The sequence below is a fragment of the Paenibacillus anseongensis genome (genome assembly GCF_009757995.1).
Classification (GTDB): domain Bacteria; phylum Bacillota; class Bacilli; order Paenibacillales; family NBRC-103111; genus Paenibacillus_E; species Paenibacillus_E chondroitinus.
In genome coordinates this window covers 673,374-692,253 of the sequence record NZ_WSEM01000016.1, presented here as the reverse complement: position 1 = coordinate 692,253, position 18,880 = coordinate 673,374, and the positions used below count along the sequence as shown (strand labels likewise).

At 44.8% G+C, this 18,880-nt stretch carries 19 protein-coding genes; 16 read left to right on the top strand and 3 right to left on the bottom strand.

The features are described from left to right. The first annotated feature begins 120 nt into the window (after window positions 1-120). The 6 genes from GON05_RS19395 to GON05_RS19370 all read left to right on the top strand — a co-directional run bounded on the left by GON05_RS19395 (window position 121) and on the right by GON05_RS19370 (window position 5,452). On the top strand, window positions 121-618 hold the full coding sequence (locus tag GON05_RS19395) for a hypothetical protein (RefSeq protein ID WP_157321068.1): 498 nt from the start codon (window positions 121-123) through the stop codon (window positions 616-618). A gap of 188 nt (window positions 619-806) precedes the next feature. Then, window positions 807-1,550 (top strand): SDR family NAD(P)-dependent oxidoreductase, encoded by a 744-nt coding sequence (locus GON05_RS19390; RefSeq protein ID WP_157321066.1) that lies wholly within the window; start codon window positions 807-809, stop codon window positions 1,548-1,550. Between the two features lie 121 nt (window positions 1,551-1,671). Next, window positions 1,672-2,286, top strand: a complete 615-nt coding sequence (gene wrbA / locus GON05_RS19385) for an NAD(P)H:quinone oxidoreductase (protein WP_181646199.1) — start codon at window positions 1,672-1,674, stop codon at window positions 2,284-2,286. A 177-nt stretch (window positions 2,287-2,463) separates the two neighbouring features. Next, entirely contained in the window at window positions 2,464-4,056 is a 1,593-nt protein-coding gene (locus GON05_RS19380) for a spore germination protein (RefSeq protein WP_309491756.1), read from the top strand. After that, entirely contained in the window at window positions 4,053-5,225 is a 1,173-nt protein-coding gene (locus GON05_RS19375; protein ID WP_157321064.1) for a Ger(x)C family spore germination protein, read from the top strand. Before GON05_RS19380 ends, GON05_RS19375 begins: the two co-directional genes overlap by 4 nt. Continuing rightward, window positions 5,222-5,452: a hypothetical protein gene (locus GON05_RS19370; protein WP_157321062.1), complete on the top strand. Its 231-nt coding sequence runs from the start codon at window positions 5,222-5,224 to the stop codon at window positions 5,450-5,452. The genes GON05_RS19375 and GON05_RS19370 overlap by 4 nt, the downstream gene beginning before the upstream one ends. Here the strand turns inward: GON05_RS19370 and GON05_RS19365 are convergent. Further along, window positions 5,441-6,541: a GerAB/ArcD/ProY family transporter gene (locus tag GON05_RS19365; protein WP_157321059.1), complete on the bottom strand. Its 1,101-nt coding sequence runs from the start codon at window positions 6,539-6,541 to the stop codon at window positions 5,441-5,443. The two genes, GON05_RS19370 and GON05_RS19365, sit on opposite strands and share 12 nt — an antisense overlap. 62 nt (window positions 6,542-6,603) lie before the next feature. Further along, complete coding sequence (locus tag GON05_RS19360) at window positions 6,604-7,485, bottom strand: LysR family transcriptional regulator (protein ID WP_157321057.1); 882 nt, start codon at window positions 7,483-7,485, stop codon at window positions 6,604-6,606. A gap of 137 nt (window positions 7,486-7,622) precedes the next feature. On the opposite strand from GON05_RS19360, the gene GON05_RS19355 reads away from it, so the two are divergent. The 3 genes from GON05_RS19355 to GON05_RS19345 all read left to right on the top strand — a co-directional run bounded on the left by GON05_RS19355 (window position 7,623) and on the right by GON05_RS19345 (window position 9,999). Continuing rightward, complete coding sequence (locus GON05_RS19355) at window positions 7,623-8,195, top strand: TetR/AcrR family transcriptional regulator (RefSeq protein ID WP_157321054.1); 573 nt, start codon at window positions 7,623-7,625, stop codon at window positions 8,193-8,195. A 168-nt stretch (window positions 8,196-8,363) separates the two neighbouring features. Continuing rightward, a complete protein-coding gene (locus tag GON05_RS19350) occupies window positions 8,364-8,900 on the top strand; it encodes an NAD(P)H-dependent oxidoreductase (protein ID WP_157321052.1) in 537 nt (178 codons plus the stop codon). A 136-nt stretch (window positions 8,901-9,036) separates the two neighbouring features. Next, on the top strand, window positions 9,037-9,999 hold the full coding sequence (locus GON05_RS19345; protein WP_157321050.1) for a bile acid:sodium symporter family protein: 963 nt from the start codon (window positions 9,037-9,039) through the stop codon (window positions 9,997-9,999). Window positions 10,000-10,105: 106 nt separating this feature from the next. Here GON05_RS19345 and GON05_RS19340 read toward each other — a convergent pair whose 3' ends face one another. Further along, window positions 10,106-11,311 carry an ROK family protein gene (locus GON05_RS19340; RefSeq protein WP_157321048.1) on the bottom strand — a complete coding sequence of 402 codons (1,206 nt, stop codon included), beginning with the start codon at window positions 11,309-11,311 and terminating at the stop codon, window positions 10,106-10,108. 234 nt (window positions 11,312-11,545) lie between these two features. Here GON05_RS19340 and GON05_RS19335 point away from each other — a divergent pair, with 234 nt between their 5' ends. The 7 genes from GON05_RS19335 to GON05_RS19305 are packed head-to-tail and all read left to right on the top strand — an operon-like array spanning window position 11,546 to window position 18,876. After that, window positions 11,546-12,484: a sugar phosphate isomerase/epimerase family protein gene (locus GON05_RS19335; protein WP_157321045.1), complete on the top strand. Its 939-nt coding sequence runs from the start codon at window positions 11,546-11,548 to the stop codon at window positions 12,482-12,484. Window positions 12,485-12,518: 34 nt separating this feature from the next. Beyond that, on the top strand, window positions 12,519-13,322 hold the full coding sequence (locus GON05_RS19330; protein WP_157321043.1) for a sugar phosphate isomerase/epimerase family protein: 804 nt from the start codon (window positions 12,519-12,521) through the stop codon (window positions 13,320-13,322). An 18-nt stretch (window positions 13,323-13,340) separates the two neighbouring features. Continuing rightward, on the top strand, window positions 13,341-14,306 hold the full coding sequence (locus tag GON05_RS19325) for an ABC transporter permease (protein ID WP_127450857.1): 966 nt from the start codon (window positions 13,341-13,343) through the stop codon (window positions 14,304-14,306). Between the two features lie 32 nt (window positions 14,307-14,338). Continuing rightward, window positions 14,339-15,220, top strand: a complete 882-nt coding sequence (locus GON05_RS19320; RefSeq protein WP_157321041.1) for a carbohydrate ABC transporter permease — start codon at window positions 14,339-14,341, stop codon at window positions 15,218-15,220. 29 nt (window positions 15,221-15,249) lie between these two features. Then, window positions 15,250-16,788, top strand: a complete 1,539-nt coding sequence (locus tag GON05_RS19315; protein WP_246239253.1) for a type 2 periplasmic-binding domain-containing protein — start codon at window positions 15,250-15,252, stop codon at window positions 16,786-16,788. A 23-nt stretch (window positions 16,789-16,811) separates the two neighbouring features. Then, window positions 16,812-17,840, top strand: coding sequence for a Gfo/Idh/MocA family protein (locus GON05_RS19310; protein WP_157321039.1), 1,029 nt, complete (start codon window positions 16,812-16,814; stop codon window positions 17,838-17,840). 43 nt (window positions 17,841-17,883) lie between these two features. Beyond that, window positions 17,884-18,876 carry a hydroxyacid dehydrogenase gene (locus GON05_RS19305; protein WP_157321037.1) on the top strand — a complete coding sequence of 331 codons (993 nt, stop codon included), beginning with the start codon at window positions 17,884-17,886 and terminating at the stop codon, window positions 18,874-18,876. The last annotated feature ends 4 nt before the right edge of the window (window positions 18,877-18,880 follow it).

Here is an 18,880-nt window from a genome sequence, read left to right as displayed (position 1 = left end):
AACTTTATCCCGTTTTTGTTTCATATTCTCAGTTTATTAATTTTTAATATGTGGTTTAGATCTAGTTTATTTCCATTTATTATCTTATAGATACGACGATGACAGGGGGATTGCGGGACAATGAAAGTGTTAAATATGACACAGAAGAAGTGGCTTTTAAGCTTGCACATCCTTTTTTCAGCCATTATGCTCGGGACAAGTGTAACATTTCTTATTTTGAGTATAACGGCAGTGAGTACCAATGATTCTGGATTAATACTTTCTTGCTACAAGGCTATGCATGTTTTATCAACAACTTCTGTCAGGGCCTCGTTTATTGGAACAATAGTGACAGGACTGCTTTTATCCGTGTGGACTCACTGGGGTTTGGTGAGATATTATTGGATCATAGCGAAAGAATTCCTTAGTTTGATCGCGCTTACCCTAGGTCCTATTGGCATGTACATTTGGACGCTTCAAGGCATATCGCTGATAACGGACGTGGGAGTCCAGGGAGCAAATCAAGGGGCTATGGTAGTAAACACGGTATCGCTGTTCATTGGCATAGCTTTACAGTTGATCTCTTTGGTTGCCATGTTTCTGCTTTCCGTTTTTAAGCCATGGGGGAAGCGCAGATAGGGCAAGTGCAATTAGTTATCTGGAAATGAGATATCGAATATCTCATTTCCGTATTATACAAGATAGAAGAACCGTTGTAAGATACATAAGCAGACAGAAACAACACAGTTAGCTAGCGCCTAAGAAAAGGACGCTTTTTTTAAACAAATTAACTACCTTTTAATAGGTAGAAACGGAGAGTGGAGAAAATGAGTAAACAAGGTAAAGTTGTCGTAATTACAGGTGGAAGCAGTGGAATTGGGCAAGCAGCAGCTATTGAACTTGTAAAAAGAGGAGCAAATGTCGTTATCAACGGGCGTCGTGAGGAAGAGCTAGTTAAGGCTGCAAATGAAATCGATCCGACAGGTGCGCATGTCGCTTATATTGCAGGCGATATTTCAAACCCGAAAGTAGCTGAACAGTTGATCAGTGAAGGACTTTCGCGTTTTGGCCGCATTGACACATTAATTAATAATGCTGGGATTTTCATTGCGAAACCATTCACCGAATACACGGAAGAAGATTTTGCATCGATCCTTTCCGTCAATGTTGCAGGATTCTTCCATCTCACACAGCGCGCGCTGATCGAGATGTTGAAAGAGGGTTCAGGCCATATCATCAACATTACAGCAAGTGGCTTCATCGAGCAGCCAATTAAAGCTATTCCTGCTGCATTGCCCGCTTTAACCAAGGGAGGCTTGAACGCAGCAACGAAATCGCTAGCGATTGAGTATGCGGACAAAGGAATTCGGGTGAACGCTGTCGCACCGGGAATTACCAAAACGCCGATGCATCCGATTGAGAATCACAATTATTTGGCTACCTTACACCCGATGGGCCGAATGGGCGAGATGCAAGAGATTGTTGATGCGATTGTATATCTGGAATCCGCGAATTTTGTAACGGGAGAAATTCTTCACGTCGATGGCGGACAAAATGCAGGTCAGTGGTAAGACAAGTAAGCAAGTCGAAGAAAGCTAATCCGTGAATAGGTTCATAAAAATTAGGAAGTTTGGAGCGATATCCGTGAGCATTTTTAAGAAAATATTTAAAAAGGAGTCTGCACAAGTGCCAATATCAAAAGTGAATTTAGCAGTTATTTATTACAGTTCAAATGGTACCAATTATCAATTAGCGCAATGGGCCGCTGAAGGAGGCCTTCAAGCAGGTGCAGATGTCAAAATTCTAAAAGTTCCTGAAACTGTGCCACAATCCGTTATTGATAACAATCCATCTTGGAAAGCTCATCTTGAAGAAACCAAAGATATCCCTACCGTGTCTTTGGCAGACTTGGAGTGGGCAGACACGATCATCTTTAGTATGCCCACAAGATTCGGTAATCTGCCAGCGCAAATGAAACAGTTCATCGATACGACAGGAGGGCTTTGGGCCCAAGGGAAAACGGTAAATAAAGTGGTGAGCGCCATGACTTCCGCCCAAAATCCGAATGCAGGACAGGAACAAACGATTCTTCAATTGTACACCTCCATGTACCATTGGGGCGCGATTGTGGCTGCGCCAGGCTTCACAGATCCTTCGGTATTTGTTGCAGGTGGTAATCCATATGGGACAAGCGTAACCGTGGATCAAAATGGTGCGATAAAGGAAGATGCACGCGCTGCTGCTCAGCACCAAGCAAAACGCACTGTGTCTGTTGCCAAATGGGTAAAGGCCGGTTTGGAACAATAATATAGCAAAGTAGTTAATTATATATAAACCCAGTGCCGTAATGGCACTGGGTTTATGTGCGTTATTTCCTATCCATAAGAAGGAGAGCGCGATGAAGAAGGCTGCTTCATCATAGAATATTTTTGGATGAAAAATGGGAAATTAGATCTATCCGTGTTTTCTGTAGGAGGCTGTTCAGTGAAATGGTTTAGGAAATGGATGCGCACGAAACCTGGGTATCCAGTCATACCTGAGGAACTTCATACGGAAGATGAAGAAAACGGCGGATTAACCGAGGATTTAGAGCATAATGAATGGATTCTTAAACGGATATTCCATAACAGCTCGGATATCGTTTTTCGTCATGTTCAAACTGCGGGACGCAATCATTGGCTGATTATCTATTTTGCAACCCTTGTTGAAGAAGAATTGATTAATGATCATATCTTGAAGCCAATGATCGCTGCGTCCGAAAAACAGGATGGGATCGTAAAAACAGAATGGCTGGATGATCAAAGCATCTCCCTAGGAATGACGAGTGTTACATCCGAAGTATCTGTTATCGTAAAACAAGTGTTAAGTGGCCATGCAGCCGTGCTAACCATAGGGAACTGCGATGCGATGATGGTGAAAGTAAACGCTAAATCTACAAGAAGCTTGGATGAACCATCATCTGAACCCGTTATCCGCGGTCCCAGGGTTGGATTTATCGAAAATATATCAAAGAATATCGGGTTAATACGCTCATTAATCAAAACTTCAAGATTAAAAATGGAAACTTTTACACTCGGGGAGCTTTCTCAAACGCAAGTTGTTATGACTTATATTGTTGGAATTGCTTCGGATCATGTAATCGACGAAGTTCGAGAAAGGGTCGCGCGGATCAAAATAGATGGAATCCTTGATTCAGGGTACGTCGAGGAGTTTATAGAGGATAGCCCGTTCTCCCCGTTTCCGCTTGTGCATAGTACGGAACGCCCGGACGTAGTTGCCGCCGAATTGTTGGAAGGGAAAGTAGCTATTCTTGTAGATGCTTCTCCATTTGTATTAATTGTTCCCATGACGTTCTGGACGGGTCTCCAGGCAAGTGAGGATTACTACATCCGTTGGCCAATCGCCACTTTTGTGCGATGGATTCGATTCCTTTTTATCAGCATCGCCATATTTGCACCTCCGCTCTATGTTGCGATTACCACCTTCAATCAGGAAATGATTCCAACGAATCTCGTGCTGAGTATTGCCTCTTCTAGAGAACCTGTTCCTTTTCCAGCCGTTATCGAGGCTTTTCTCATGGAAATAATTTTTGAGGCGTTGCGGGAAGCAGGGATTCGGCTGCCCAAGCAAATCGGTCAAGCAATAAGTATTGTAGGGGCATTGGTTATCGGGCAAGCGGCTGTTCTAGCAGGTATTATTTCCGCACCGGTCGTTATTATTGTGTCAATTACCGGTATTGCAGCGTTTACAATTCCTCGATACAGTTTTGCTAACGGTATCCGTTTACTAAGATTTCCAATGTTATTTTTGGCGGGTACACTTGGACTTTATGGCATCGTAATAGGGTTACTTGGCATCGTATTACATATCTCATCGCTTCGTTCTTTCGGAGTTCCCTATTTTACTCCGGCGGCACCGATGGTTTTCTCGGAATTAAAGGATGTCATCATCCGGGCACCGATTTGGGCTAAAACGCGTCGACCTTCAGAAATAAGCACTAAGAACTCGGTACGTGAGCCTGCAGGTCAAAAACCAACACCGGAATCTGCGGGGAAAGGGAAGGGAGCTCCAGAATGAAACCATTCCTTTACATGGCTCTATTAGTCACATTACTAACCACAAGTGGCTGCTGGGATCGTACGGAAATAAATGATCTTGCTTTCATTATGGGTACGGCATTTGACGTAACGGAAGACGGGAACTATATATTATCTCATCAAATTGCGATTCCTTCCTCCGCTCAAGGAGGTCCGGGCAGTGGCGTCAGCAGCAAAGAAAAGTTTTTCGTTATTTCCGCTGTCGGCAGTAATATTAATGAAGCTTTCTATCGACTTCAGAAAAAAAGTTCACGCAGGCTGTTTACTGCACATCGCGTCGTGATTTACATCGGCGAGAAGTTGTCTAAACGCGGGATTAAAGACATCCTCGACATCTATACCCACGATTCAAAACAACGCTTAAGAACATATATCATGGTTGTAAAGGGGGGGGAAGGGCGGGAACTTTTGAAAGTGAAATACCCCTTTGAACAAGTGCCCAGCGAAGCTATCAAGGAAATGGAAGGGTTAAGAAGTGAGTTGGCCATTTCCTTGCGAGACTTTTTTTTAGCTTCATCAGGCGAAGGAATCAGTCCCGTATTGGGAGTCATAATGGCTGATGGCATCACAGAAGGAGTAAAAGAAGGCAATATATTCAAGCTAGCTGGATCGGCCATTTTTAAGGACTTCAAATTAGCCGGTTTTCTAAACGAGAATGAAACAAATGGCTTTCTGTGGGTGACAGATCGAATGAAGAATGGGAGCCTTAATGCGAATGTACCTGATAGTAGCGGAACGGTTGGTATGATCTTGGCAAAGACGGATCGGAAAATTACCCCGGAGATCAGCGGCGATAAGATTAAATTTAACATACAACTTCACGGTGAAGGGAACATTTGGGAAAATAATACTAATTTAGATATTCGAAAGCCAGAGAATCTGAGAATTGTGGAAACAGCGTTGGAGAAAGCGGTTGAAGGACAAATTCACGATACGTTATCCAAAGTCCAGAAGCAATACAAAGTAGATAGTGTGGGTTTTGGCAGAGAGATTTATCGCGACAAGCCGAAACAATGGAGAACGTTGAAAAATCAATGGGACAATAAGTTTCCTGAGGTAACCGTTTCCCTTGAAGTGAAGTTAACTATATTGGGCAGCGGGATGGCAGGTCCTCCTTTACATTTGGAGAGAAAGGAGATCATAAAATGATTATGAGTATCATCTATTATCTAACGTTCATGGTTGTATGGTCTTTTGTTACAATCCGATCGATGCTGCGCAGGCAAAAAAAAAGAGAGGCAGCGGTATTCGGCGGAATAATGACCGTATCGTCCATCATCGGCACTTTATTAATTGCGCGTGTTAATTTGCCCAGTATGATTGTTCCGTTCAAAATTGTTTTTGAGCCTTTCGGAAAAATGCTTTTAATGCGGTGATGCCACAGCTTTCCTTTTGATAGTGTCGATCAGGAGAAGAAGCAACGGGATGAGACTCTGTGTGACAAAGCCACCGCTCGGGTAAATAAACGTAAGATAATTTTGAAGTTCTGCACCATTTTTGAAAACCCAAATCGAGCCAACGAGGCTCAAGAGGGTGATTGGTGCCACGAGATCGCGATAGTTCCGAATGCCGAAAACCTGGCTTATGCTAAGACATAAAATAAACAATGTCACCGAAACTTTCACGAAGCTTCCAATGACCCATACCATGACAGCAATAGCCTCGAGACGTTCGAATGAACCTTCAATTCCAATATATTGTATGACGCTTAGATATGCATAGTTGAGTTGCCCCGTTAATGAACCGAGGACCAAAATCGCTGAAAAAACGACGATAAAAATAAATATAAATATAAACAAAAGCGCATACAAGGAGGTTTTGCGCGCTTTTTGGGGTTGATTCAAATAGGGAAGAAGCCAACCCAAGATAAACAACTGATTCATAAAAGCTCCTGCCGGTAGGATGGCTCCTTGTAATACGGGCAGAAAACCGTTTGCCAATACTGGTTTTAGTTGATTATGATCGGCTGCACCAATCGTTAGAATCAAGAGCGGAATCAAAAATACTAATTTCAGCGGCGTAAGAAACTCAGAACATCTTCCAATGACCTCAATTCCCTTATAAACAGCTAGACCGCAAAGGATCAATAATGTCAGACTTCCAATTATAGACGGACTTCTTGGCAATAGCAGTGTTTTAATGAAAAAGGTATGTTGTATGGTCATAATCGAAATAGACATAAGCCAATAGTAAATATAGTATAAGCCCAAACAAGTTCCTAACCATTTACCGAGTATTTTTTGACTGTACGCAATGATTGTCAAACCCGGATATCGATTCGCGAGTTTAATCATGACCCAAATACTCAGTAGACCTGTTGTTGTGGATGGTATCACCGATATCCATGCATCTTGTTTGGCAAACATCGCCATCAATCCAGGAATGGTTAAGATGATTGTGGAAGCAATATAAGAGAAAAGTAATATACCTAATTGGTTAGCTGTAATTTTTTCTGTAGTTTGCATGGAAGCGCCCCCTCTCCTAACCTCACAGAGATTGCTCCAAGTATTGACTTTTTGGCAGCTAATTATACGTTAAGACCCGAGAAGTGCGCACGCATCGCCGTTAGGAAAGCGGACAATGCAGGTGTAATCAAAGCGTCCCTGCGCCGGATAAAGACCGTTGTCACGATGGCATGCTTGCCCGTAATTTCATGCGTGCGGATTCGTCCTTGCTCCTGTGGTTCAGCGGCGATTGTACGAGGCAAAAGCGAAATGCCTAAACCTGCGCCGACACAACCGATAATCGTTTCCGGTGATCCGAAATCCATGAGTTTAACGGGAATTAAGCCTTCTTCTTTGAGCAGCAGATTTAATTTTGCCCGGTAAGCACAACCGCTGCGCAAGACGAGAAGCGGGCGATCCTGCACATCATGGATGGAACGGATGGGCGGGTGGGAAGATGAAGTGACCAGAACCAGTTCTTCATCAATGACTTTTTCTTGAATGAGATCAGGATGATCGACAGGACCTGCCACAAATGCTCCGTTAAGCTCATAATGAAGCACGCCATGGATATGCTGTTCTGTAGGACCTGTCGTTAATGTGAAATCGACAGCCGGATACGCTGTATGATAGTTGGTGAGCAGCATGGGCAGCCGGGCGGAGGCGGTTGTCTCCATAGAGCCAATATGCAGAGGACCGGCGGGCTCGGAGGAGTCTCCCACGGCAAGCCGGGCTTCCTGAATCACATGCAATATTTTCTCCGCATAGGAAACAAGGATTTGACCGGAAGGCGTAAGTGTGATGCCCCGATTGTGGCGATAGAAGAGCTGTGTCTGCAAATCGGCCTCAAGCTGTTGAATCTTGTGAGTGACGTTGGACTGAGCGAAGTTTAATTTATTAGCCGCTTTGGAAATGCTACCTTCATGTGCCGTGGTAAAAAATACTTTGAGCAACTGTATATCCATATTAAATATAAACCTCCTGTATTTGGTGCGATTAGCTATCTGTAATTGAGATAATGAATGTCATTATTCTGCATTATACATGATAAAAGATTACCTTGCATGTTGACACGTTATCTACTGAAAGCTAGAATTTATTTATGGATAAAAATAATAAAAATACTGCAGAATTTATTTTAGATACCGCTCAGTCGCTGGTGCAGCAATTTGGATTTAACGGTTTTAGCTATTCACACATTGCAGACAAAGTAGGGATACGGAATGCCAGTATTCATTATTATTTCCCTAACAAAGAGGATCTGGGAGAAGCATTGATTACACGGTATCAAAGAAATTTTATTACCTACGTCGCACAAATTGATTTGGATACTCAGCATAGTTTGGAGAAACTGCGCAAATTCATTTTACTTTACAGTGGTCCAGTCCAAGATTATCGTACTTGTCTGAGTGTTATGCTTTCAACGGATTTAGCTACTTTATCCGGCAAGGTTCGAGATGGATTAGCTCAATTCTTCACTTCGAATTTAGAATGGTTGGAACGTGTGCTGGAGCAGGGGCGGCTTGATGGACAGCTCAAGTTTGAAGGTCCCGCAGATGTAAGAGCTCATCAATTTCTGGCTTCACTTCAAGGGGCGCAGCTGCTTGCAAGAAGTTTTAGCGATGTCAAAAAGTTTGATATGATTGTCGATGGTTTATTATCCGCCTTAACTTGAAAAAGAAGGCGGATTGTTTTTATATTATTCCTACCTTTTAGTAGGTAAAACAATTATATTCTAAATGGCGTATCATTTCTTGAGAAATAAAGAAAAATAATGAAGGTAAATGAGTGTGCCGTCCATCGTAATTTAAAACGAAATCAATGATGAAATGAGGCAAATAAAATGAAAACTTTAGTCATCGTTACGCATCCGAACTTGGAAGGATCCACTTGGAATAAAGCATGGGTGAAGGCTCTGCAAGATCAAACGGATTACACCATCCATGAGTTATACAAAACGTACCCAGACGAAAATATCGATGTTGCTAAGGAGCAGAAGTTAATTGAGTCGCATGACCGCATTATTTTTCAATACCCGTTTTATTGGTACAGCACTCCGCCATTATTAAAAAAGTGGTTTGATACCGTATTATTATACGGGTGGGCTTATGGACCGGAAGGTAAACTGGCAGGAAAAGAAATCGGTGCTGCGATCTCGACGTATGGCACCAAAGAGTCGTATTCAAAAAGCGGATCCAATCGCTTTACATTGGAAGAGATGCTGCGCCCGGTAGAAGCGCTAGCTCATTTTATTAGCGCCTCGTATTTGCCTCACTTTGCTCTGAACGATACGTCGAATGCGACAGATGATCGTGTAGCAAAAAGCGCCCAAGATTATGTTCAGCATCTCAAAACGGTCAAACCCGTTGTGATGGTTTAAGAATGTTTTAGTTTAAAGGCTTTCGCCCTCGTGGGTGGAAGTCTTTTTAATTTAGTAAGTTTCCAGACTCGCAATTGTGCTACAATGGTTTCGTAATTAAAATGAATCCTTATCAAAAGAGAAAGGAGGGGTGTATATGCTTATCCGATTGAATAAAGTTCTCGAGAAGGCCATGCCTTTTGTCACGCCAACGGCTGTTATTGTTGGGCTAATTTGCAGTGTTTGGCTGCACAATCTGAGCTTTCTGGTGCCATGGATTTTTGCGCTGATGACGTTCTTCGGTAGTATTGGCTCTAATTTTAAAGATTTACAGAAGGTCATGATGCATCCGCTGCCGATTGTCGCTAACTTTATCATTCTGCATCTTGCCATGCCATTGCTTGGTTGGGCGGCCGGCTCGCTTTTTTTCCCGGGAGATGATTTGACTCAGACTGGTTTTGTTCTCCTATTCGTTATTCCTACAGGCGTAGTTAGCTTGGTATGGGTCACTATTTACGGAGGAAATATAGCGCTTACTTTGGCGCTGATCTTACTGGACACGCTTCTGTCTCCTTTTATTGTGCCACTTAGTCTTTCACTTATCGTTGGAGCGAAGGTACATATGGACCAATGGGACATTATGAGAGGATTATTTCTAATGGTCGTGATTCCCTCATTGATCGGCACGTTCCTGAATCAGTGGACAAAAGGGAGAATTAAAACCACATGGGGACCCAGGTTTGCGCCTTTTTCAAAAATAGGCCTTTTTGTGGTCGTCGCGATTAATTCCTCGGTCATAGCTCCTTATCTGAAGAACATGAATGGCCAATTGGTCAAAATCATTGTAATCGCTTTCGTGAGTGCGACCATCGGATACTTGGCAGGGTGGCTGGTGTCACGGATGATGAAATGGGAACGCGAAGTTACGATAGCTTTAACGTTTAATTCCGGGATGCGAAATTTAAGTGCAGGCGCGGTGCTCGCCATCAGCTTTTTTCCGCCGCCAGTGGCGCTTCCTGTTGTCGCAGGCATGCTGTTTCAGCAAATTTTGGCGGCAATATTCGGGCAACGTCTGGCTAAAAGCTACGGTGTGAACGGCCACACAGCAAAAGCAGCCTAGATGAGATGTACTTACACTTGACGTATACATAAGAATAGCGCGAAACTAAAAAAGCCTTCAGGACCACTCTCAAGTGGGCTGGAGGCTTTTAACGTTAATCCATATTTTACTGAATCATGGTAAAAGAAAAATGTTGATCAAGCGCAAAATTAATCGCGCCGAGTGCACCGCCGATTTCGGGTAAAACGGCCGTGTCCACGGCGATCCCGGCAGAGAGGGCTAACATGGACCGCTGCTTCATAACTTTTGTAGCGGTTTGGACATATGTGCTGCACATGCTGGGGATGGATCCCCCAAGAATGATCGCCTCCGGATTGAGCAAATTGACCACATTAGCCAGCGCGATCCCGAGGTACGTGGCGGCGCGGTTAATGATGCGTAAGGCCAAAGCATCACCTTGGTCTGCAGCTAAGCAAACGTCCTTAGCTTGCAGAATTTGCAGATCATTTCCGGCTATCACACGGTTGAGCACACTGTCTTCCTGTCCGGAACGGAGCTGCCTGCGCGCTTCCTGTTCAATGGCCGAAGCCGTTGAATAGAGGTGTAAGCAACCGTTATTTCCACATGGACATACGGGTCCGTCCGGCTCAACTGTAATATGTCCGAGTTCACCTGCTCCGCCGAACGAACCTGAAACCAATTGTCGATCATTAAAAATCCCGGCAGCAATCCCGGAACCGACCCCGACATAGATCATATGCTTATAGCTGCTGCCTGAACCGAAACGGCATTCGGCAAGTCCACGGGCACGGTGCCTGTTGATGGCTACAGTGGGCCAGCCAAGCTTTTTACTTACCATGTCCTCAATCTCCACGTTCGACCAGCCCAAATCGGAAGCGCTTTTAATAATACCTCTTCTTGTATCGACAAGACCAGGCACTCCCAGACCGAACAATTGGATGACGCCAATCTTTAATTCTTTAACAAATTTTTCCGTTTGCTCCGTTAACTCCTGAATCGCGATCTCGGGCAGGGGAGAGCTGACAGGTATTTTCGTAAGATGAATGACATTCCCAAGTAAATCAAACACGCCCAACGTCCATACTTGATTATCGAGATCAGCGCCCATAATGCCTGGTGATCCTGGGACAAGCTCTAGTGAAATAGCTGGACGGCCTCCCGTTGAAGGGGCTTTTTCTGTTTCTTGGACCAGCTTACAATCCATGAGCTCGGAAATCGTGGAAGAGATGGTCGCTCTGCTCAGTTCCGTAACTTTGGTCAATTTAATGCGAGGCATGGAACCGTGCATACGCAAAGCTTGAATGATACTGGTTTTGGTACCCTTTTGATCGCTTTTATATGGACTTATCATGTGTTTTCACCGTCGCTATATCATTATGTAATTAAACCGATTATACCTGAACCCATACGAATAGTGGTAATGAGCTTACTTTAATAAAAATCAGAACAAAGATCAAGGTTTTCCTAGCAAAAATAAATAATAATAACGGGATGACAAATAACTTAATTTAAATGTTGACATAAGTTGCGGGTTTAATTTATGATATCCTCATACTATTGAAAGCGCTATTACGGAAAGGGCGGGATGACAACAATGATCGTTTTAGGCGGTAATATGTATGATGATTCAACCATTGAGCATTTTTTGAAAGATGCAGCTGCTATTGGGTATGAGGGCGTCGAGATTCGTGGTGTCGGTGAATTAAAAGACGGCCATATCTCGCAAGAACGAGCGGAGCAAATTAAAAGCTTGCTCGTAGGTTATCGGCTTACTCCAATCAATCTATCCCTTTTTGTTGGGAATTTTGCCTGTAATACGGAAGAGGAAAACCATGAGGAATTTCTGAAGTGGGAGCGCTACCTCGATTTCGCCTCAACCATTGGATGCGGCATGATGCGATTGAACCCAGGGTTCCAGCATTCCGATGAGGTATCCAAGGAGGACTTTGCTAAGGCCGTCAAGTGGTTCCAACAATGCGCCGATGCGGCAAACAGCCGAAATATTCGGGCGGTTATTGAGATGCATCACGGAACGCTTTGTGATCATGCCGATTCCTCCATCGCTTTTGTAGAAGCAGTAGGGCGCAGCAATGTAGGGCTGATCATGGATCCGGTTAATTTGTATCAGGTGCCGACCGATTATGGGATCGCAACCATTCAACGTTTAAAACCGTATCTCCTCAACGTTCATATTAAGGATATTGTGAAGCTGCAAGGCAACCAGTATCCTTGGGCTTTCGAATATAGCGATTATGTGCCGCATATCGGCCGCTATCATAGAGTCATACCGAAGCAGGGTAAGCAAGATGAGCAATATTTCTGTCATCGGCTTATTAATCAAGGTGGGATTGATTGGTATGAAGTGTTCCGGGGGCTGAAACAAATCGGATACAACGGTTATCTTACCGTTGAAAGTGTGAGCAAGCCTGGCTCCGATCTTCCCGTACATACCGAACTAGCTCAGCAGTGTTATAACGATGTGCAGCACCTGCTTAGCGTCACAAAATCTAACGTTAATGTATAAGAAGTGCGTTGAGGGAGAGGGAGGACGGGCGGCTGTGGAACATTCGGATTTGAAAAAGCCTTATTCGTTTTCACTGTTTGTGAAACATTGGAAAGATCAATCGGCTCCCGAGCTGGCCAACTTTGTAAGCCGAATTGGATTTGACGGCATCGAGCTTCCGATTCGAGACGGGTTTCAGGTAGAGCCAGAGACTGCTTGGAAAACATTGCCGCAATTTGCCAAGCAGTTAAACGAGCAAGGGGTCAACATTTATAGCGTTGCCGCTTCAACGGATGAATCGATTTTCGCCGCATGCTCGGAAGCCGGTGTACCGCTGATCCGAATTATGGTCAATATCGATCAGGACGGATATAAGGCGACGGAAGAAAGGACCCGGCGGAAGCTGGAGGCGCTTGTCCCGCTTTGCGAGAAATATGGTGTAAAGGTCGGTATCCAGCAGCATTACGGAAACTACATCATCGATTCGAACGGCATTATGCAGTTGATGCATCCAATAAACCCCAAGCATATCGGCGTCGTCTGGGATGCTGCGCACGATGCATTTGCTGGGCAGCAGCCGGAATATGGTTTGGACATCGTATGGTCCCATCTGGCGATGGTGAATTTGAAAAATGGGTTCTTTCTACGAAGTAACGGACCCGAGGCTGAAACAGCGGAGTGGAAACGTCATTTCACCACCGGACGGCACGGCATGGCGCACTGGCCGAGAATTGCCAGCTATGTGAAAGCACGAAACTATGCCGGTGTCATTTGTTTGACTGCAGAGTACACGGATTTGGCCAATAAAGACCGCTACATCACCGAAGATCTTGCTTATGCGAAATCGCTGTTCAAGTAAATAGGAGGTGCAGGGCAAATGGCAGCTCAGAGTGAATGGCATCTGGGTAGCATCCCGGAAGCTGTCCCGCAAAGCAGATGGAAACATGTGCTGCATGGACTTAGACGAGATAAATTTCTGTATTTGTTAATTGCTCCAGGTGTGTTGTTTTTCCTAATCTTCAAGTATGTCCCGATGTGGGGAGTTGTGATCGCGTTCCAAGATTACTCCCCATATATGGGGGTATCGGGAAGCCCATGGGTTGGTTTTGACCATTTTATCCGCTTCTTCTCCAATCAAGACTTCTACTTATTATTTCGAAATACGATGGCCATCAGCTTGTTAAGTCTGGTATTCTTTTTCCCGCTGCCCATCTTACTTGCACTTCTGCTGAATGAACTACGTAATGAAGTTTACAAAAAGTGGATCCAATCCATCGTCTACATGCCGCACTTTCTTTCGTGGGTTATTATCGCAGGAATTACTTTCTTGTTGTTATCGCAATCATCGGGGATTATTAATAAGATGCTAGTCAGTTTAGGGGCTGCCAAATACGACTTTTTAACGAATGAAAACAGTTTCTGGATCCTGCTTACCGTGCAGAACGTCTGGAAAGAAGCGGGATGGGGAACGATTATTTTCCTTGCTGCTATCGCGGGGGTCGATCCTGGACTTTATGAAGCGGCGAAAATAGACGGAGCGGGCCGTATTCGGCAAGCTTGGCACGTAACGCTGCCTGCGATTCGAAGTGTCATTATCGTACTGTTTATCCTCAAGCTCGGGCACATCATGGATGTTGGGTTTGAGCAAGTATTTCTGATGATGAATGGCGCTGTTTCCAATGTGGCTGATGTTTTTGAAACCTATGCTTACCGTTTGGGTATTCAGCAAGGGCAATTTAGTTTCAGCACCGCCGTCGGCTTGTTCAAATCTGTGGTTGGTTTGATTCTGGTTATTGGAGCCAATAAACTGGCCAAACGATTTGGTGAGGAAGGCGTGTACTGATCTCCGCAAATACAGGAAACGGGGTGAGAATGATGAATCGAAGCTTAAGCGAGCGTTTATTTGATACGATGAATATTATCGTGCTCGGTATCATAGCGATCATTACGATTTTTCCGCTTTATTATGTGTTTGTCGTTTCATTTACGGATCCAGCAGAATACATTCAAAAGCAAGGCTATCTCTTATTTCCGCAGAAATGGACACTGGATTCCTACAAATATTTGTTATCTACCTCAGCCTTTCAAAATGCAACGATGATCAGTGGTTTTCTGGCAACTGTCGGAACAGCGCTCAGCCTGGTGATCACTGCTGCACTGGCTTATGGGTTATCCCGTAAGCGGTTGCAGGGCAGAAGACTGATTATGTTATTGATTCTGATCACTCTTTTGTTCAGTCCGGGACTGATCCCACCGTATCTTCTGGTTCGCGACTTGGGCTTGATTAACAGCGTCTGGTCCTTAATTCTACCGGTGCTGACAAGCGGGTGGTACGTCATTCTTATGAAAAGCTTCTTCGACAGCATCCCTGTTGAATTAGAAGAATCCGCCATCATTGACGGCTCCACGGATATCGGCGTTTTCTTCCGCATTGTCCTTCCGCTATCTCTTCCTGCTCTTGCCGCATTTGGATTATTCTACGCAGTGGCGTATTGGAACACCTTTTTTAGTGCGGTGTTGTACATTAATGACTACACCAAGTGGCCGCTTCAGCTCGTGCTCCGCAATATGTTAATCGACTCATCGACGCAAGCAGGAGGGGCTGCTGCAGCACAGATGATGGCCGAACAAAGCATCCCTACCGAAACTTTAAAAATGGCTGCTGTCGTCATTGCGACATTGCCAATCCTATGTGTTTATCCGTTCCTGCAAAAGCATTTTGCCAAAGGCGTCATGCTGGGTTCGGTGAAAGGATAATCTTTTTAAAATGATAGAGGAGGGTTCTTATGAAAAGAAATGAGAGGTCAATGACGAGCAAAGCGGTGCCTGTATCGTTAACTTTCATGATGGCAGCATCGGTTCTGTCGGCTTGCTCAGGCGGAGCACCGGCTTCAACAACAGGAACAGGAACGGGAGCTGCAGCTGACAGCGGTCCGCCAACGGAAATCAGCATTTTTACGGAGTTTAGCACACCGGAACCACCCGCAGCCGATAATCCGGTGACCAAGGAATTCGAGAAGCGCACGAATACGAAGCTGACGATTACTTGGGCATCTCCGAATGCATGGGAAGAGAAGCAGAATGTCATGTTAGCTTCAGGCGATATGCCGGATTTAATGAAAATCAAAGACATGAAGCAAACGCAAGCGATCACCATGATCAAGCAAGGTGCTTTTTGGGATTTGACGCCGTACTTGAAGGATTATAAAAATTTATCGGCTTATCCGCAAGAAATTATGGACAGTGTCAAAGTAAACGGCAAGCAATATATCCTGCCATCGGTACGACCGCTGCATGGAAGCAGCTTCTTTAATATCCGCCAAGACTGGTTGGATAACGTTGGGCTGAAGATGCCGCACACGATGGATGAGTTCTACACCGCTTTGAAAGCTTTCGTCGACAAAGATCCCGACAAGAACGGGAAAGCTGACACGTACGGGTATAACGGCAAGAACTGGGAGAAAGTCATTGATATTTTCAATAAAAGTAATGGCAAGTGGAAATTGCAAGATGGCAAACTGGTGGATACTGATTTAGAACAAGGAACAAGAGACGGACTTATTTATCTGAACAAGATGTACAAGGATAAAATATTGCCTGAAGATTTCGTTGCTATGAAAACTACCGATTTTGAAAACATGGCGAAAGCAGGAAAAGTCGGTGTTCAAATGGATACCACAGAAGGCGTTTTCCGTGCTACGGAAGGCGCGCAAAAGCTTGATCCGAAAGCAGATTTTGTGGCTATGACTTATTTGGAAAGTGCAGCCGGTAAAATGGTTCCTACAGGTAGCGGATTCGCAGGGCTGTATGTGATTCCGAAAAAAGTTCCTGAAGCCAAAATGAAGAAAATCCTGGCTTTGATGGATTACGGCGCATCCGAGGAAGGTTTCGAATTGGCCTGTTACGGCCTGAAGGATATCCACTTCACCGTGGTAGACGGTTTCAAAACGGCGACAGAACAAGCGGTGAAAGACAGTGTATCACAAAGCTCGTTCGGTAAAATCTTCGAAAGATTCGATCCCTACTTATGGGCTTATCGCGTGGGTATGCCGAAAGCTACCTTCGAACGTAATAAGAAAATTATTGATGAACGAGGAAATTATGGCGTACCAGATGTATCCATTGGTCTGATGTCCGATATTGATTTGAAAATGGGACCTGACTTCAAGAAGAAAATGGATGATATGAAGGTCAAAGTGATAATGGGGAAAGAGCCGATCGAATCCTGGGATGCGATGGTAAAAATGTATAAAGCGGATGCCAATTACATGAAGATGATAGATGAATTTAATAAGTCCTATCAAGACAGGAAAAACAGCAAATAAAGAGAAAAAGGAGTCGAGCAAACATGCTGCGTAAATTACGATTAGCCGTTGTCGGATTGGGACGTGTGTCGAAGTCCCATCTTCCGGCTATCCGGGAGCTATCCGATCACATTGAACTTGTTGCCCTTGTTTCTCGTGATGAAGGTAAACTGCGGCAGGAAGCCGAAAAGTGGGAGGGGGTCCATACCTATACGTCATACGATGACGCTGTAGATGATCCGGATATTGACGCGTTTTTGCTGCTTCTGCCGCATGATCTTCACGCAGAATATTCGATTAAGGCGCTTCGTGCCGGCAAACATGTGCTGGTCGAGAAGCCTATGGCGATGAATGTGCAGGAAGCGGAGGAGATGGCGGAGGCGGCGGAGCGTGCTAACGTTACGTTAATGATTGGGCAAAGCCGCCGTTTCTATCAACCGGTCATGGAATCAATTCGTCAGGTGAGAAAGAAAGCCATTGGTGATCTGATCAACATCAATGCGATGTTATTGGCGCATATGGATAAGCCGGCAGCGGACTGGTGGAAGGATGAATCAAAAATTGGCGGATTTATCATTCCATTATGGGGAAGCCATATTCTAGACTATATTCAGTGGGCATATGGCAGAGCTCCGAAGTCCGTTTATGCGCAGGGACATTCCAACAATCCGAATTGGTCGGGTGAAGATGAAGTGGCGATTTCCATGAATTTTGGTGAGGGTCAAATGGCGAATGTGTGGATGTCGTTTAACGCCGGTTGCCGCCCAACCGATGAGGATGGGCTTACTGGGAAGCGGATATGGTCGACGCAGAACAGTATTTATGAGCGCTATTTAATTGGATCGAACGGCTTACTGCATCTGAAGGATGAGTATGAACTTAGCCTGAACGGCGAGACGCTGGAAACGTGTGAGTCTACATTCCCTAATTTCAAATGGCAGCTTGAGGAATTTGCCAATGCGATTCGAGAAGGGCGTGAACCGCTGGCTTCAGGCAGGGAAATTATCCAGGTAATGAGAGTCATGGATGGTTGCTTTGAATCTATGCGGACCGGTCAGGTTGTGCAGCTTTAAGCTTGGGATTTGTCTAAGGAAAACAGAGGGAGGACTTTCTGCAATGAAGTTAAAAACATTGGTGTTATCACCACAATCACGATTGGATGAAGTCTGTTCAGAGGCGTGCCGTGCACGAATAAATGAGTACTTCGAACCCGTGTGGAATGAGACAGGGCGTGATTACACGCAGGCAGAGCTTTCAGAACGAATTGCTGAGGCAGAAGTCATTATTACCAGTTGGGGCTCGCCCAGCTTAACTGATGAAATGCTGGAGAAGGCCGTCAAGCTTCGTGCCGTTGGGCATGCAGCCGGAACAGTGAAGAACCTTGTTCCCAAACAAATTTTCGCACAAGGGGTCAAAGTTTTCTCGGCGGCTCCAAGAATTGCCTTAAGTGTGGGTGAATATTGTCTGGCAGCGCTGTTGACAACTCTGCGGCATTTACCTGAATTTGACTCAACCATGCGGGATGGCAAATGGAAGATTGCTGGTTTGAAGGGCAGAGAACTTACCGGAAGTACGGTTGGCATCATTTCGGCCAGCTCTACGGCTCGCGCGTTTATCAAGCTGCTTGCGCCTTTTCAAGTCAATGTTCGCATTTATGATCCCTATTTGAGCGAAGAAGCAGCGGCTCGGCTGAATGCTAAGAGGGCTACACTAGAGGAGGTTATGAGCTGCCCCATTATCTCGGTTCACGCGCCCAAGCTTCCTGCTACGGAAAGAATGCTGACCCGAGAATTGCTCGCGCTCATTCCGGACGGTGCTGTTTTTATTAACTCTTCTAGAGGTCCTGTGGTGGATGAACAGGCTTTCATGGAAGAGCTTCAAAGCGGACGATTTTTTGCTGCTCTTGATGTGTTCGAAAAAGAGCCTCTTGCTGTAGATCATCCTATCCGCTCTCTTCCTAATGTGCTTCTCTCACCTCATATTGCCGGAGCCTCCGTACAAGGACATCTTGCTTTAATGGAGGAAGTCGTCGAAGACATCATTAGAGGCTTGCAGGAAGAGAAGACCATGTATGAAGTGAACGAGAAGATGTGGGAAGTTATGGCTTAACAGG

Coding starts and splice junctions, on each gene's coding strand:
- GON05_RS19395 (WP_157321068.1), top strand. CDS start 121: ATGAAAGTGTTAAATATGACACAGAAGAAGTGGCTTTTAAGCTTGCAC.
- GON05_RS19390 (WP_157321066.1), top strand. CDS start 807: ATGAGTAAACAAGGTAAAGTTGTCGTAATTACAGGTGGAAGCAGTGGA.
- GON05_RS19375 (WP_157321064.1), top strand. CDS start 4,053: ATGAAACCATTCCTTTACATGGCTCTATTAGTCACATTACTAACCACA.
- GON05_RS19370 (WP_157321062.1), top strand. CDS start 5,222: ATGATTATGAGTATCATCTATTATCTAACGTTCATGGTTGTATGGTCT.
- GON05_RS19365 (WP_157321059.1), bottom strand. CDS start 6,541: ATGCAAACTACAGAAAAAATTACAGCTAACCAATTAGGTATATTACTT.
- GON05_RS19360 (WP_157321057.1), bottom strand. CDS start 7,485: ATGGATATACAGTTGCTCAAAGTATTTTTTACCACGGCACATGAAGGT.
- GON05_RS19355 (WP_157321054.1), top strand. CDS start 7,623: ATGGATAAAAATAATAAAAATACTGCAGAATTTATTTTAGATACCGCT.
- GON05_RS19350 (WP_157321052.1), top strand. CDS start 8,364: ATGAAAACTTTAGTCATCGTTACGCATCCGAACTTGGAAGGATCCACT.
- GON05_RS19345 (WP_157321050.1), top strand. CDS start 9,037: ATGCTTATCCGATTGAATAAAGTTCTCGAGAAGGCCATGCCTTTTGTC.
- GON05_RS19340 (WP_157321048.1), bottom strand. CDS start 11,311: ATGATAAGTCCATATAAAAGCGATCAAAAGGGTACCAAAACCAGTATC.
- GON05_RS19335 (WP_157321045.1), top strand. CDS start 11,546: ATGACAACAATGATCGTTTTAGGCGGTAATATGTATGATGATTCAACC.
- GON05_RS19325 (WP_127450857.1), top strand. CDS start 13,341: ATGGCAGCTCAGAGTGAATGGCATCTGGGTAGCATCCCGGAAGCTGTC.
- GON05_RS19320 (WP_157321041.1), top strand. CDS start 14,339: ATGAATCGAAGCTTAAGCGAGCGTTTATTTGATACGATGAATATTATC.
- GON05_RS19315 (WP_246239253.1), top strand. CDS start 15,250: ATGAAAAGAAATGAGAGGTCAATGACGAGCAAAGCGGTGCCTGTATCG.
- GON05_RS19310 (WP_157321039.1), top strand. CDS start 16,812: ATGCTGCGTAAATTACGATTAGCCGTTGTCGGATTGGGACGTGTGTCG.
- GON05_RS19305 (WP_157321037.1), top strand. CDS start 17,884: ATGAAGTTAAAAACATTGGTGTTATCACCACAATCACGATTGGATGAA.